This is a genomic window from Thalassotalea sp. 1_MG-2023, assembly GCF_030546745.1.
GTDB lineage: Bacteria > Pseudomonadota > Gammaproteobacteria > Enterobacterales > Alteromonadaceae > Thalassotalea_C.
Map to the genome: position 1 here is coordinate 1 of NZ_JAUOPD010000010.1, position 15771 is coordinate 15771.

10 protein-coding genes are annotated in these 15771 nt (G+C 38.1%); 2 read left to right on the plus strand and 8 right to left on the minus strand.

Annotation, left to right across the window (positions count from 1 at the left end):
* Positions 1–434: 434 nt before the first annotated feature.
* The 4 genes from gmhB to Q4489_RS09575 form a co-directional block, all read right to left on the minus strand.
* Positions 435–971: a D-glycero-beta-D-manno-heptose 1,7-bisphosphate 7-phosphatase gene (gene gmhB, locus Q4489_RS09560; protein ID WP_303479543.1), complete on the minus strand. Its 537-nt coding sequence runs from the start codon at positions 969–971 to the stop codon at positions 435–437.
* An 81-nt stretch (positions 972–1052) separates the two neighbouring features.
* Positions 1053–1814, minus strand: coding sequence for an SDR family oxidoreductase (locus Q4489_RS09565; protein ID WP_303479544.1), 762 nt, complete (start codon positions 1812–1814; stop codon positions 1053–1055).
* A gap of 8 nt (positions 1815–1822) precedes the next feature.
* Positions 1823–2839, minus strand: coding sequence for an oxidoreductase (locus Q4489_RS09570; RefSeq protein ID WP_303479546.1), 1017 nt, complete (start codon positions 2837–2839; stop codon positions 1823–1825).
* A 117-nt stretch (positions 2840–2956) separates the two neighbouring features.
* A complete protein-coding gene (locus Q4489_RS09575; protein ID WP_303479548.1) occupies positions 2957–6337 on the minus strand; it encodes a methylmalonyl-CoA mutase family protein in 3381 nt (1126 codons plus the stop codon).
* A 37-nt stretch (positions 6338–6374) separates the two neighbouring features.
* Between Q4489_RS09575 and Q4489_RS09580 the strand changes: the two genes are divergently transcribed.
* Positions 6375–6515: a hypothetical protein gene (locus Q4489_RS09580; RefSeq protein WP_303479549.1), complete on the plus strand. Its 141-nt coding sequence runs from the start codon at positions 6375–6377 to the stop codon at positions 6513–6515.
* 81 nt (positions 6516–6596) lie between these two features.
* The gene (locus tag Q4489_RS09585; RefSeq protein WP_303479551.1) at positions 6597–7466 is read left to right on the plus strand and encodes an AraC family transcriptional regulator; all 870 of its coding nucleotides are present in this window, start codon (positions 6597–6599) and stop codon (positions 7464–7466) included.
* Positions 7467–7482: 16 nt separating this feature from the next.
* Here the strand turns inward: Q4489_RS09585 and Q4489_RS09590 are convergent, their stop codons facing one another.
* From Q4489_RS09590 to Q4489_RS09605, 4 genes are all read right to left on the minus strand, one after another.
* Positions 7483–9402: a S9 family peptidase gene (locus Q4489_RS09590; protein WP_303479555.1), complete on the minus strand. Its 1920-nt coding sequence runs from the start codon at positions 9400–9402 to the stop codon at positions 7483–7485.
* Positions 9403–9592: 190 nt separating this feature from the next.
* Positions 9593–10636 carry a glycosyl hydrolase family 18 protein gene (locus Q4489_RS09595; RefSeq protein WP_303479558.1) on the minus strand — a complete coding sequence of 348 codons (1044 nt, stop codon included), beginning with the start codon at positions 10634–10636 and terminating at the stop codon, positions 9593–9595.
* Between the two features lie 199 nt (positions 10637–10835).
* Positions 10836–12341 (minus strand): tryptophan halogenase family protein, encoded by a 1506-nt coding sequence (locus Q4489_RS09600; RefSeq protein ID WP_303479560.1) that lies wholly within the window; start codon positions 12339–12341, stop codon positions 10836–10838.
* A 126-nt stretch (positions 12342–12467) separates the two neighbouring features.
* Positions 12468–15755, minus strand: coding sequence for a TonB-dependent receptor (locus Q4489_RS09605; RefSeq protein WP_303479563.1), 3288 nt, complete (start codon positions 15753–15755; stop codon positions 12468–12470).
* Positions 15756–15771 lie beyond the last annotated feature (16 nt).

The window sequence follows — 15771 nt, forward strand, 5'->3', positions numbered from 1 at the left end:
TTTGTAACCTAAGTTACTGGTAAAACATCATCACTGTGAGTGCCCACACAAATTGCATGATAACTAATTGTTAAAGATGCTTGCCGAAGCAAGTAGGTCGAACGGTTCATGGTAGAACGCTTTGTTCGACGCGAGATAGTAATCACATTCGTTACTAGACCGCTTTGTTAGTTGCTTGTGGCCGTTGCCTCAAGCGAGATGCGCATTCTACGCATCCCTGTTTTGATGTCAACCTTTTTCTTAAAAAACTTTCGTTTATTTTTGAATGTTTGGTTTGTTGTTTTATACCGCTTTCGTGATACTAAACTTATCAAAACAGCTTCTTGGCTTGTCCCCGAGAAGTGGATGCGCATTTTAGGGATTTATATCGCCCCGTCAACAACTATTTTCAAATTATTAAAAAAAGCTGTTCGATCGCTGAAATATCATACAAATTATACAATAAATGCACGAGCATCTGCTATTTCAGTGATACTACGGGCTGTTTCAAGTGAACTATCATTATATTGGCTGGCAACGAGAATACGATTATTAATACCTGCTGATTCTGCTGCTTGCATGTCAGAAACTTTATCACCTATAAACACACTTTGGCTTAAATCAATATTATACTTTGTTGCAGCTTGTAGGATCAGACCTGGCTCAGGCTTACGACATTGGCAGGTTTTAAGATATTCACCTTTGCCTTTCGTTGGATGATGAGGACAAAAAAATACATCTGTTATAAGACAATTATGTTGATTAAATGTAGTTTTCATCCATTCGGTAAGTGTCAGAAAATCAGCTTCAGTGTACTTTCCTCTCGCTATTCCTGATTGATTCGTTATTACAATTAACAAGTAACCTAACTTTGTCGCATGCTGGCAAAGCTCGAAGATACCTTCTGTAAATTCAAAATCTTGTTGTTGATAGACATAGCCATGGTCTACATTAATAATACCATCACGATCTAAAAATAATGCTTTATTCATAACTGACTTAGAAAACTCTGTTTTTACAAGCTTAATTGAAAAAAGCGAGTAAAACTCGCTTTTTCTCAAATTTAGCTCAGGTTACATCGATAAACCACCATCAATTTCAACCACTCTGCCGGTGAAAAATTCATTTTCAAAGATATACTTCACGGTATGCGCAATTTCATCCGCTTCACCTAAACGGCCGACAGGTTTCATTTTTTCTAGGCGTTCTCGCATTTCAGGTTTCATTGCATCTGTCATTGCAGTTCGTATAACGCCCGGAGCAATTGCGCCAACACGAATACCATGACGACCTAGTTCTCTCGCCCAACAGACTGTCATAGCCACAACACCTGCTTTTGATGCAGCATAATTGGTTTGTCCCATATTGCCATTACGAGCAATTGACGACATATTAATAATTACGCCTTTGCGATTATTTTGCACCATATGGACACCTGCTTCTCTACCACACAGAAATACACCGGATAAATTCACATCAATTACTGATTGAAATTGTTCAAGCGACATTTTCTTTACGATTTCGCCATCTTTCGCCTTTAGTAACATGCCATCTCGTAATATGCCTGCATTGTTAATTAATCCATCAAAACCGTTAAAATCATCATTAATTTGATTAAAGGTTTGCTCTACTTCCGTTTCATTTGTGACATTTGCTAAATAATACTTCGCTGTTGAGCCTACCGATTCAATTAACGTTACTGTTTCTTTTAATAAGTCTTCATTAAGGTCGATTAACGCTAATTTTGCACCACTTTCTGCTAAATTTACTGCCATCGCTCGGCCTAGACCTTGTCCGCCACCAGTTATAACAATGACTTTATCTTGTATGTTCATAAATTCCTCTAATTATCTAATGATGCGTCTATTTCAACAATAGTTCTTGCTGTTACAGTGCCTTCTATATAGGCATTGAACGCTGTTTCTATTTCTTTAAATGCAATGGTTTTAGGTGCAATAATGGCTAACTGCGAAGGTTTAAGATCAGTTGCAATGCGTTGCCATGCTTTGTCACGCACAGACAGCGGCATTTCAACAGAGTTTATACCTAACAAGCTAACACCTCGTAAAATAAACGGCATGACTGTTGTATCTAGCTTAAAACCTGCTGCTAAACCAATCGAAGCAATATTGCCCCATGGCACCACAGTTTTTGTTAACCAAGCTAATGTTTCACCACCAAGGTTGTCTACCGCCCCACCCCATATTGCTTTTTCTAATGGTCGTTTGCCCATATCTAGCTCTCGCCGATCAACAATCTCACTTGCGCCTAATTGCGTTAAATAGTCATGTTGCTCTGGCTTACCTGTTAAAGCGGCAACTCGGTAACCAATATTTGATAACATATTAATGACAATGCTGCCTACACCACCGGTTGCACCCGTAACTAAAATAGTGCCTCGTTCCGGTATTTGGCCATTATCTTCCATCCGTTGAACAGCAATAGCAGCTGTATATCCTGCCGTACCTAACGCCATGGCGTCTTTTAACGTTAATTCTTTTGGTAATGCAACAACTGAATTTGCTTTAACTCGGGCATATTCGGTATAACCGCCATCGTAGAGCTCAGAAAGCTGTGCACCACACACGAGTACTTTATCGCCTACTGAAAATCGCTGATCTGAAGAGGTAACGACAATGCCAGATAAATCAATGCCACCGACTAAAGGGTAAGTGCGCAATATTTGACCCTTACCCGTCGCAGCAAGAGCGTCTTTATAATTAATATCGGAATAAGCGACTTTAATAACCACTTCACCTTCGGTTAACTCAGCTAACGATATTTGCTCAAAACCACTACGAATAGATTTATCTTCGTTACGATGGATACGAAAAGCTGTAAATTTTTCAGGTATATTCATTATAATTTTACCCTTTATGATAATTAGATATTAAAGAACATAACGAAATGTTTTAGTAAGCACTAGGCGACTTTAGTTTTTTGCGCTCAAATTATAAATTTAAAGCCGCCAAATAACTTACATATTACGACGATATTGACCACCAACATCAAACAGCGCATTAACAATTTGCCCTAGAGAGCAAACTTTACAGGCACTCATCATATGTTCAAAAAGGTTCTCATGCTTTATTGCAGCTTCTTGTAATGTTGATAAGTCTTTGTTTGCCTTATCTGCATGAGCAGTATGCAAGTTTGCTAACATATCAATTTGATAGTTTTTCTCTTCTTCAGTAGCACGAATAACCTCAGCGGGTATTACCGTAGGTGATCCTTTTGAACTTAAGAAGGTATTTACACCAATGATTGGATATTCGCCCGTATGCTTTAAGTTTTCATAATACAAACTTTCTTCTTGAATTTTGCTACGCTGGTACATGGTTTCCATTGCACCAAGTACACCGCCACGCTCTGTAATACGATCAAATTCAGTCAATACTGCTTCTTCGACTAATTCAGTTAATTCTTCAATAATAAAGGAACCTTGAATAGGGTTTTCATTTTTTGCTAGTCCTAACTCACGATTAATAATTAGCTGAATTGCCATGGCACGGCGTACGCTATCTTCCGTTGGCGTGGTAATCGCTTCGTCATACGCATTGGTATGTAATGAGTTACAGTTATCATATATTGCATATAACGCCTGTAGCGTGGTGCGAATATCGTTAAAGTCAATTTCTTGGGCATGTAATGAACGGCCTGATGTTTGAATATGATACTTCAACATTTGCGCACGCGCATTTGCACTGTATTTCATTTTCATGGCTTTTGACCATATTCTACGTGCAACGCGCCCAATCACTGCATATTCTGGATCGATACCATTTGAGAAGAAAAAGGACAGGTTTGGTCCGAATTCATTGATATCCATCCCTCTACTTAAATAATATTCTACAAAAGTAAAGCCATTGGCTAAAGTTAATGCTAACTGCGTGATTGGGTTAGCGCCGGCTTCTGCAATATGGTATCCAGAAATAGACACCGAATAGAAGTTACGCACGCCTTTATCAATGAAGTATTCTTGTACATCCCCCATTAGTCGTAAAGCAAACTCAGTTGAAAAAATACAGGTATTTTGCGCTTGATCTTCTTTTAAAATATCAGCCTGAACGGTGCCTCGAACTTGTGTAAGCGTTTTAGCTTTGATCTCGTTATAAACTTCTACGGGTAACACTTGATCGCCAGTTACGCCTAACAACATCAAACCTAAGCCATCGTTACCCTCTGGTAATGCACCTTGGTAACTTGGCCTTTCACCTTTTTTGTCTTTGTATATGGTTTTTATTTTAGCTTCAACTTCTGCTTCTAAGCCGTTTTCTTGTATATAAAGCTCACATTGCTGATCAATGGCAGCGTTTAAGAAAAAACCAAGAAGAATTGGCGCTGGTCCATTAATGGTCATTGACACAGAAGTTGCAGGATCAGCTAAGTTAAACCCTGAATACAGCTTTTTCGCATCATCTAGACAACAAATTGACACACCTGCATTACCAATTTTACCGTAAATATCAGGGCGAATATCAGGATCATTGCCATACAATGTTACAGAGTCAAACGCTGTTGATAATCGTTTTGCTGGCATACCTTTCGATACGTAATGAAAACGTCGATTGGTTCTTTCTGGTCCACCTTCACCCGCAAACATACGTGTTGGATCTTCACCTTCACGTTTAAAAGGAAATAAACCTGCGGTATAAGGAAACTCACCGGGAACATTCTCTTGTAAACTCCATCTAAGAATATCACCCCAGCCCTGATATTTAGGTAAACAAACCTTTGGAATATCAAGTTGAGATAATGATTTAGAATGAGTTTCAATCGCGAGCTCTTTATTTCTCACTTGAAATTTAAACAGTGGTGCTTTGTATTTCTCAACTTTTTCATGCCACTGTTCGATAATAAGCTTATTTTTTGGATCAAGTTCTAGCGCGACTGTATCAAATAAGGTTTGAAGGTTTTCCGCTAACTCCTTCCCACTTTCTTCATTACTTTCATTAGCCGCATCAATGGCTTGTTGAATACCATAAAGTTTTTGTGCAACCTTTGCTTGAGCTTCTACCCACTCATCATACCCTCGGTTATTGTCTGCAATTTCAGATAAATAACGAGTGCGCTTGCCAGGAATAACACTTGCTTTTTCTGCTTGGGTACCTGCAAGCTCTAATATGTCAGCTTTTAAGGCATCTGATTTTTTTGCCAATTCACTGATCACTTTATTATAGAGCTCTGTCATGCCGCGATCATTGAATTGAGAAGCAATTGTGCCAAAAACAGGTACTTCGTCATCACCCGCTTCAAACATACCTCGATTGCGCTTATATTGCTTTTTAACATCACGTAATGCGTCAAGCGCACCGCGTTTATCAAACTTGTTTACTGCAATTATGTCGGCAAAGTCGAGCATATCTATTTTTTCTAATTGCGTAGCGGCACCATATTCGGGCGTCATTACATAGAGTGATACATCTGAATGTTCTTCGATTTCAGTATCTGATTGCCCAATACCCGAGGTCTCCAGAATGATTAAGTCAAAATCTGCTGCTTTTAAAATATCTAGCGTATCATTTACATAAACAGACAACGCTAAATTTGATTGGCGAGTGGCAAGTGAGCGCATATATACACGATCATTGTTTACTGCATTCATACGTATTCTATCACCAAGCAGCGCACCACCGGTTTTACGTTTTGAAGGATCAACGGAAACAATCGCAATTTTATTGTCTTGAGTAGCAAGTAAAAAACGTCTTATCAATTCATCCACTAAAGATGATTTACCCGCACCACCGGTACCGGTAATACCAAGAACGGGTGTTTTACTTACCGAGGCAATTTTTTTTATTTTATCTAAGGCGGCATTATTTTCTTCTGGTGCATTTTCTGTCGCTGATATTAACCGAGCAATAGCCTGTTTATCATTTTTCTTTAGATTCGCTACATCATCTTTTTTAACATTGACACCCGTTTTAAAGTCGCAGCGCATGATCATATCATCAATCATACCTTGCAAGCCTAATTCACGCCCATCATCGGGTGAATAAATTCGTGTAATACCATATTCATGAAGCATGTTGATTTCTTCAGGTAAGATCACGCCGCCGCCGCCGCCTACAATTCGAATATGTTCACAACCACGTTCTTTTAATAGGTCGTACATATATTTGAAATATTCGTTATGACCCCCTTGATAAGAGGTCATAGCAATGGCATTAGCATCTTCTTGAATGGCAGTATTAACAACTTCTTCTACACTACGATCATGGCCTAGATGAATAACCTCAACACCACTAGCCTGCAAAATTCTACGCATGATATTTATCGCGGCATCATGGCCATCAAATAAAGAAGCTGCTGTTACCACACGTACTTTATTTTTTAATTGATATCTCTTTGTTGTCATTTTGGGTCTCTTTCGTTAAGCAATGTTACTGATACTAATGCAACATCGAACTGCAGGCATTGAACTACAACTATTGATCACATTTGCTTATTTCGCTAATCAACAACTAGATTCCAATGAAAAAATCAGCTTTTTAGTGCCTGCTTGTTATTTAGGTTTTTATCTTCAAACCATTTAAACACATATGAAACAAGCGAGACATTGATTTTATTGCCCCAATGATGGACTATATTGTCATTTACAACAAAAACATTTAAAAATGAATACTGCAAACACAATAAGGTCATTTTCTGACATTCGCTTAGTCATTCCTAAGTTCTTATTAGAGAAATTAAAAGTGCACCCTTTAACGGCAGGGTTGTACCCTACTGCATTAGGGAAATACTCACAGCAAACTGCGACAAGTATTGAACAAGCGAACGTCGATCAACATCAACTGATTTATTGTCAATATGGTGAAGGTGTGCTGGTATACAAAAATAAAAAGCGCACCGTTAAACGGGGTGATTTAGTGTTAATTTCACCGAATCAGCATTTTCAATATCAACGAAAATCGGGAAGTAAAAATGCGGTTTATTGGATCCATTTTGCTGGTAAATTAGCTGATGACTTTGCAGAACGCCTACTAATGAAAATGGAAGATGGCCTAGGTTTTGTTAATGTACAAGAAAATATCTATAAAGATTACGATAACCTTATTGCGTTAGGTAGCCGAGGTTACACAGCGACAAACGTGATTCATGCCGTGCACGTTTTACAGCAAACCTTAAGTTTTCTGGCATTACAATTAAGGATAGAATCATTCAATAAAGGTACGAACTTTAGTGTTGACGCTATAGATGAGCTCATGAGAGAAAATCTACATCAAGAGCTCAATTTAGATACGCTTGCTCATTACAGCCAATTATCGAAATTTCATTTTGCTAAAAAATTTAAAGAACTCACCGACACATCACCCATACAATATTTTATCAACATGAAGATGCAACAAGCGTGTTTTCAGTTAGATAATACTTCAGATACCATCAAGCAAATTAGTGAATCGTTAGGCTATAATGACCCATATTATTTTTCCCGATTGTTTAAGAAAATTGTGGGTATGTCGCCTAAACGATATCGAGAGAACTAATCCTATATATAAAAGATCAATTCATATCTAGGTGCTCTTTTAAAAACTGAACAACTTTTTTCATATAAGCTGTTTGATTGATAGGATCATGAAAACCGTGAGTTTCTTTTTCCAGAACGAACCATTCGTAAGGCTTATTAATTTTATCGAGCGACTTTCTTAAAAGAACAACATGTTCATAAGGCGCACGTACATCCTTTTCACCATGCGCCAAAAATAAAGCAGCTTTAATTTTATCGACATGGTGGTTAGGAGAAAATAGTTTCATTTTAGCTTCATCCGTGCCTAATGTAGTTGATAAGTAGCTCTCTCCAAAGCTTAAATCTTTCACATCACCTTCATTAAACAAGAGTGGTAGATCGTAAACACCTGCATTTGCAACAGAACATCGATAAACATCTGGATATTTTACTGCACTTTGAATCGCTGAATACCCACCGAAACTCGCCCCCATAATACAAACGTTATTTCCTTCAACCTTATTATTTTTTAGTGCCCACAAATAGCTCTCATAAATATCTCTTTGGATATTTCCACCCCACTGTTCATAACCGGCTACTTTAAATTCTTCACCGTATCCTGTTGAGCCTCGAAAATTAACTTGTAATACTGAAAAGCCATTAAGTGCTAAATATTGAGTTTGTGATGAAAATCCCCAATAATCTCTCGCGTGAGGTCCACCATGAACCATAATTATTAACGGGTTTGTTTCATTACCGCCAACTGCTGAGGTAAAAAATCCATGGATTTTATAATCATCTGAGGATGTGAATATTATTGGCTCCATTACTTGAAGCTTTTGCTGATCAATTTTCGGGTAATATTTAAAAATTAACGCAAGTCGATTTGTATTACTATCAAATAAATAGAAAGCCCCTGGATCTGTGTCAGAGGAAACTCTTACAACATATTTAGAGCCATCTTCGGTATGACTAGTAATATCAAGTTTTTTCCCTGGAAAAGATTGTGTTAATAAACGGAACACTCTCGCTTCATCAAGATCTTGTTCAATTAAAATATAAGCTGGTCGACCATCATCAACTCTTATTGCATAAATTTTGCGTTTATCAATCGTTCGTGAGACGTTTGTTATATCAACATTTTTATCAGTGTAAATATGCTTAAAGCTTAGATCTTCTAAATTAAAGGTAAATAACCCTGTTTTATCTTGTTTATATCGGTCAAGCACATAGAGTTCTTTTCCTGATTTAGTCACCGTTAATGGTATAAAACTTTTGCCGAAGCCTGATTGAGATAATTTTTGCCACTTTTCACCACGACGAATAAAAACTTGCTGTTTATTATCCTCATCTGTGCCAGTAGCAATCACAACTTCTCCGGTCACATCTGTCACAAAACTAGCATATGAAATAGGCGCTTTAGCAATCTTTTTGACCAACTTACCACTATAAGTGTTCAGTTTATAAACTGTACTTAATTTGTCACGAGAAGCACTCCATGGAGTTGACGATATTAAAATATGCTCTTTGTCCTCAGGTAACATATCAACGATACTTGCCCACCCACGAATGCTTTTCTTCTTCCTGATGTTTGAACCAACTTGTTGTTCACCGCTTTGGTAGCCATAAATCATTTCACTTTGACTGCCGTCAAAATTTATCGCAAACAGTTCTCCATAAGAAGAAAGTTCTTTAACCCAAGGCTTACGATAATTGATTGTCATTACAACACGTTCATTATTAACCCAACCAAAGTTACCAACCTCTTGGTTACCAGCTAAACTTACAATATTTACGGGTTTATTCTGTTTATTATCGATAAAAATAATAACAAACTTCCCCTTCACTTCGGCTTTAACAGCCATAATCTTTCCATCTGGTGACAGTTGAACATCAGTATATGTGGGATTATCAAAGAGGTATTCACCTTGAAAAGCGAATATTTTGAAGCTAATGACGAATAAAAATAAAAACAAACAGAGTTTTGGCATTTCAAATCCTTTTGTATATTCATGTATTAATTGAACTTATTTAACTATGTTACACTAAATCACCTTAAGAAATAAAATTATAAACACATGAAAAGATGAAAAAAACCGTAAATACCGAAGTATTTACGGTGGCATATATTAGGGAAAGTCTAATTTGCCTACGTGTGAACTGTGGTCACCTATTCTCTTTTTTATTGTTATTGATCGTTTCATTAATAATATGAAGCAAACCCATGCTAGCAGGTACATCTTGCGATAATTCCCAAATCATAACACCTGCACCTTGTTTCAATGCGAGCTCTGTTTTGGCTTTGATAGTTTGGTATCCATTAAAGGTAATGTAATCACACTTGGCACAATTTGTACCAATTAAGTCGCCCTTGCTTTTATTGGGGCCAAATTCACCTAAAATATCGTCAAATGTATAATTTTTCTTATATTTTCCAAAGCCGTAACCGTAAAAAGGCAAGCCTAATATTAACTGCTCTTTGCTTAGCCCCTTGCTTCGCCATAACGCTAAATCAGCCTTCGCTTTCGCTAAGGTAGAATGTTCAACACCAACCTTTCCCCAGGTTGGGCCTACGGCGTCATAAGACATCACAGAGACTAAATCGAAATGAGGTAACGTAGACTCTGGTATCATTCCACCAAGGTATGAACCTGTAGCCGCCGTAAGTATCTTTTCATGAGCCATTAAGTTTTCTTTTAGTAATTTAACAAAGGGTAAAAAGTCCCCTTTGTTGTCAATATCAGTTAACATTCTACTTTCAATGTCTATATCTAAGCCATCGAAGCCTAAATCATGCACAAACGCCAACAAATTTTTTATCGTTTTATCGCGATTTTCCGGCGATAACAACTTACGCCAATCCCCGGCACACAGTGGGTAAGCTGCACCACCAATAGACACAAGAACTTTGACGTTTGAATCATGGGCTTTCTTAAGCAAGTGCTCAATTTCGCTTATCTTTAAAGGAAAACCATGCTGTCCAGCCATACAACTCGGTTGATTATTTTCGATAAATACCCCCTGCTTATTGGGGTGTAAAAAAGCTAGCGTTAAATGCGTTAGTTTTGATAAATTTATACGATCAAGTTGACTCTCTATACCATGGTAACTCGGTATATAGCCGATTATCTTTGGCGTTGCATGCCCACTAATAGGCAAAACTAGCATTACCCCAACCGCAACAAAGATATTTTTTAAACATTTATACATAATTCATAAACCTTGTTTACTTCATCAATTATTCTGATGTGTTTTAGTTCAAAATAAATAATTCGAATCAAATCGAGCCAACATAAAGCTCTTATTAAGATGAAAATAATTTAAGCTTGCCATTTTCTTAAACGATAAGTACGCCATCGTTAGCTAATGAAAACAGCGTTATGCGAGCAAGTTTTTATGCCCATTTAACTCATCTAATAGTTCGACAATGCTGATGAATAAAATCATTGTGTAATGGCATTGTGCTCACCGTATCTTTAATCAATTGCGCATTTCTCATCAGCATATTTGCGAGTTTTTGTGGATCAAATCCGTCGATCAATGGATAATATTTTTTAGGACGAATATGCATGCCTTCTAGAACAGCGCACCAACTATTTTTAGTGAAAAAATCACCATAAACATTTTTAAGTTCGCCTCGCTCTTTAAATATGGATAAAATCTCTTTCAAACTTTCTGGAATTGGCATTTTCTGGCACATCTGCCAAAAGTCTGTATCTGCACGCTGTGCAGTTGCGTAATGCAGAATAATAAAGTCACGTATTTCCAAATAATCTAAATCCATTTTTTGATTAAACATTTGTTCGTTTTGCTCATCAAAGTCAGTATCTGGAAAGTGCTGAGAAAAGTTAACTAACGTTTTATAGACTAAATGAATTGCTGTTGATTCTAGTGGCTCTAAGAAGCCTCCCGCTAAGCCCAGTGCAAGGCAGTTTTTATGCCATACTTTTTCTCTTTTACCTGTGGTAAATGGAATAACGTTAGGCTCAGTAAGTATTTTACCTTGTACATTGTTGGTCAATGTTTTTATTGCTTGTTCATCAGTGCAATATTTGCTTGAAAAGACATAACCATTACCCGTTCGATGTTGTAGGGGAATAGTCCATGACCAACCAGCAGCTTGCGCTTTAGCAATGGTATAAGGTACAGGTGGCTGGTCAGTTTGTGTTTGGATAGTTACAGCACGATCACAAGGTAAGTATTGTGACCATTCTTCAACAGAAATACCTAACGCCTTTTCTATAAGCAGTGCTTTAAACCCAGTACAATCAATAAAAAAATCACTGGTGATTTGTTGTTTACATTCAGTGTGCAGTTGATCAATAAAGCCTTGTTCGTTTAGCACCACATCATTAACAGTCGCTTCTATTCTCTCTACACCTCGTTGCAAACAAAGATCTCTTAAAAAACGAGTGACTTGAGATGCGTCTAGGTGCAAAGCTGACGAACTGTTAGCTATCACCCAGTCTTTCGTTTGTTTAGGCTTTAGAACAAAACGGTTATTCTTTGCCATTTCTGCATTAACGGAATAGTCCATCAAGGAAGCTTTATTCCCTTCTGATAAGGACTTAAGCCAAACCTGATAAAAATCAAAACCATTTAAAGACCTTCCTATATGGCCAAATGGATGAAAATAATGCTCATTTACTGCGTACCAGTCATCAAAGCGAATACCTAATTTGAAGGTCGCAGAGGTTGCTTTGATAAATTCTTTCAAATCTATTTGACTAGCATTTAAAAAGTCAATGATAGAAGGAACGGTAGATTCACCAACACCGATAGTTGAAATATCTGCTGATTCCACTACAGTGATCTTAATTTGACATCCTTTAAGTAGGTTAGATAATAGCGATGCAGCCATCCAGCCTGCCGTTCCACCACCTACGATACAAATTGAATTAATACCTTGCTGCATGCTAATACCGCGTTATTTAATAAGAAAGATTTGATGTTTTTAACATTAACTAATTACACCCTATTGATATAAGGATGCTAGACAGTAAACACTGCGTAGCATCCTATATCATCATCAAGGTTATGGTTAGAAACTACCTCTGAGCGATAATGCATAGCGACGATCAGTCGTAAACGTAAAGGCGTCAGTTAAAGTACCTTCTTGATTTTGCTGATACTTAGTGTTTGTATCCTCCCCAAGAACATTACTCACTTCAAAACCTACTTTAAGGTTGTCAGTTAAATTGTAATGTATGCTTAAGTCCATCAAGCCCTGTGCTTCTGAATATACAGGCACAAACTCAGTAGATTCACGCAATGCCAATAGATACTCAGAACGCCATGTATAAGCTAAACGTGCTGATATACCTTCGTATTCATACATACCGACAATGTTTACGTTTTGATCTGAGTAACCTACCAAGGGTAAGTTACTAAATTGTCGGAAAGTATTACGGCCGTCAGGTGCTTCTAAAGAGCCATTTGAGAACCGCGATTGTACCGATGGATTCTCATTTGGATCTTCTAAGCCATCTTGATTGATATAGGTATAATTTACCTGTAACCCTAAGCCTTTCCATGCACCAGGTAGCATATCGTAGAACTGCGTATATGAAACTTCATAACCTTGAATAGTCCCAGAGCCTTCATTACTTGGACCATAAGCTGATACGGTATAATCTTGCCCATTCGCTTCAACAGTTGATGCAAACGATTTATTTCGAATAATGCCGTCTAGTTTTTTGCGAAATAAACCGAGCGTCAATGAACCCGTATCAGAAAAATACCATTCAGCGGTTAAATCTAAATTCACCGATTCTTCAGGATCTAAATACGGGTTACGAGCATTCGCTGTTATTTCAATATTTTTGTAATCAACAACTGGATTGGTTTCGTCATTTTCTTCCAAATTAGGATCTTGTAGCACGCTTTCAGCATTTAAACTGACAAACATTTTGTTCACTGAATCTGTTAAACTTGGGAAGAAAATCCCTTTTGATGCACCAAATCGTACAACAAAGTCGTCACCAATACCAAAATTCAAGTTCAAACTTGGTAGCACTGTTGAGTAGTTATGATCTACCGTTGAGAAAAACGCTTCACCGGTTGATAGACTGACAAGCTCAGGGTAAAGATCTTCCCATACTTGGCGTCGAGCAGTCCCTTCTTGGCTGACAGACGCTGGTGCTGGCAGTGTAACTGCACCTGTAGACTCGAGATCATAATCAACTGAGCGTAAGCCAACATTACCGGTGAGATAAACATCATTAGAAATGTCTACTTCGAAATCTGCACGTAAATAAAACTCTGTACGTTGTGTGTTGGTTTCGCTGATATGGCGCGCAGCAAAAGGTCCATCTACTCTACCCGTCATGTCTTCGTATGGAATCGCACAATCACCGCTTTGATCCCAAGCATTATCTAATGAAAAATAAGTACCGCAACCATCACGTAACGTTTGATCAAAGTTTTCGGTAAGATCCATTCTTGGAAATAAATAGCTAGTGAATGGCCCTTGAACTGTACTACCTCGGAAATGATCTTTAAATTCAATACGTTCAAATAACTCAGGAGCTACTTGTGGTGAAGACATATACGCCTCTTCAGCAACCCATCGTTTATTCAATGGTTGCCATCCTTCGTACTCCGTATTTCGAGCAATTAAATTTTTATCTGAGTAATACGCACCAGCGTAAACTTTAGTAAATATGCCTTTTTCAATCACATATTCAAGATCAAGTTTAAATGAATCTGACTCAGCATCGTTTGCTTCTAGCTGAGGTAAACCTGAGTATAAGCTCAATACTGGATGAGTAAATTCAAGATCGCCTTCATCATTTGTCGTAGGACCTTCAACATCTGGTGGATTAGAAATACCGCTATTGAGAAACTCTACCGATGGCGTTTCACCACGAAGATCTAAGAAAAATGGCGCATATTGATCAGTATATGCACCGCCACGAACTGATGCGGTTAGCTGATAATTATCAACAGTTCGCTCAGAGTCAACGTTTTGGTAATCAAAGTGAACTGTTAAGTTATCTGTCGCTTTGAATCTTACATTGATAGATGTATCAGCTATCTCGCTCTCTGTATTGTTGTAACGAGAAGAGAAATTATGATGATATTGACCTGTTGTTAGATCACCAACACCTGATGTTAAATAACCATTTTCATCAACGGTTAATGGGTAACGATTGCTTCCTTCACCCCACTGAATAGCATCTGGCACAGAGGATATAAAGCCACGCTCACCGTTAAACACTACATATTCGCGCCAATCTAACGATGCTTTCGAGTAAATATGCTCTACCGTGATTAACGTTCTTTCATCTGGGCTTTCCCATTGCACAGATGCTGTAAGACCAGTACGTTTCCGCTCGTTTTCTGCCGTTGTCATTGTTAACGCTGCTGGCGTATAATAAGTGACACCATCTGGTTGCCCCTCTACTGGCCCACCTTCATATGGGGGAACATAATTTTCTTCATCTTCTTCGGTATAAAGACTTGATGGTTCACAAGTGCCGTCCCAAGACTGTACAGCAAGAGAACACGGCCCATCCCAAAGGCCAGCTACTATACCAGGCCCTCTTAATTCTCCCCAATTCTCATAAGAGAAAGCTGATACAGGGCCTCGACTGTGATAATTACCTAAACCAAAGCCATCACCCTTAGTTTTAAATTCAGTTCTAGAGCCCGCAATTAATAAACCCCATTTACCTGAATTTGTTTCCCAACTATCCGAAAATAACGCATTTAATGAAGGCGTAGCTTCTTCACGGTAATCGCCATAATTTGCTTTAGCACCAAAAGCAAACAATCGTTCATCAGAATCAAACGGTTTACGCGTAATAAGATTAACAGTACCAGCAATACCACCTGAAATAAGATCAGCAGTTTGGTTTTTCACAACTTCTACTGCACCAAGTAATTCTGCGGGAAAATCTTCATAGCTTAAGCCACCACTTGGATTTGCACTGAATGCACCTCGACCATTAATTTCACTACGTACGCGATCTAAACCACGAACTAACACACCTGTACCTTCATCCGCAAAGTGCTTAGGATCATCTGAAGCAGCGAAGCGTTCAATGGTAACACCAGGCACGCGTTGTAGTGCTTCTGTTACTGATTTATCAGGTAACGCACCAATATCTGTTGCAGTAATAACATCCTTAACGGTATCAGCCATACGTTTAAGATCTTGAGCTGAAGCAATACTTTTACGTATCCCCAAAACCTCAATAACTTCAACATTCTCATCTTCAGCTTTTTGCTTGTCTGCTTCTTCTTGATAAGCGATGGCAGAATGTGAGTAAGCTAACGCACTACAAACGGCTATCGATAATAAATTTCTATTGAATTTTTTAGTCATGTTCCACTCTCATTTG

Excerpts from the sequence above, each read along its gene's own strand:
- gmhB (WP_303479543.1), bottom strand. The coding sequence starts at position 971 with ATGAATAAAGCATTATTTTTAGATCGTGATGGTATTATTAATGTAGAC.
- Q4489_RS09565 (WP_303479544.1), bottom strand. The coding sequence starts at position 1,814 with ATGAACATACAAGATAAAGTCATTGTTATAACTGGTGGCGGACAAGGT.
- Q4489_RS09570 (WP_303479546.1), bottom strand. The coding sequence starts at position 2,839 with ATGAATATACCTGAAAAATTTACAGCTTTTCGTATCCATCGTAACGAA.
- Q4489_RS09575 (WP_303479548.1), bottom strand. The coding sequence starts at position 6,337 with ATGACAACAAAGAGATATCAATTAAAAAATAAAGTACGTGTGGTAACA.
- Q4489_RS09580 (WP_303479549.1), top strand. The coding sequence starts at position 6,375 with ATGCAACATCGAACTGCAGGCATTGAACTACAACTATTGATCACATTT.
- Q4489_RS09585 (WP_303479551.1), top strand. The coding sequence starts at position 6,597 with ATGAATACTGCAAACACAATAAGGTCATTTTCTGACATTCGCTTAGTC.
- Q4489_RS09595 (WP_303479558.1), bottom strand. The coding sequence starts at position 10,636 with ATGTATAAATGTTTAAAAAATATCTTTGTTGCGGTTGGGGTAATGCTA.
- Q4489_RS09600 (WP_303479560.1), bottom strand. The coding sequence starts at position 12,341 with ATGCAGCAAGGTATTAATTCAATTTGTATCGTAGGTGGTGGAACGGCA.
- Q4489_RS09605 (WP_303479563.1), bottom strand. The coding sequence starts at position 15,755 with ATGACTAAAAAATTCAATAGAAATTTATTATCGATAGCCGTTTGTAGT.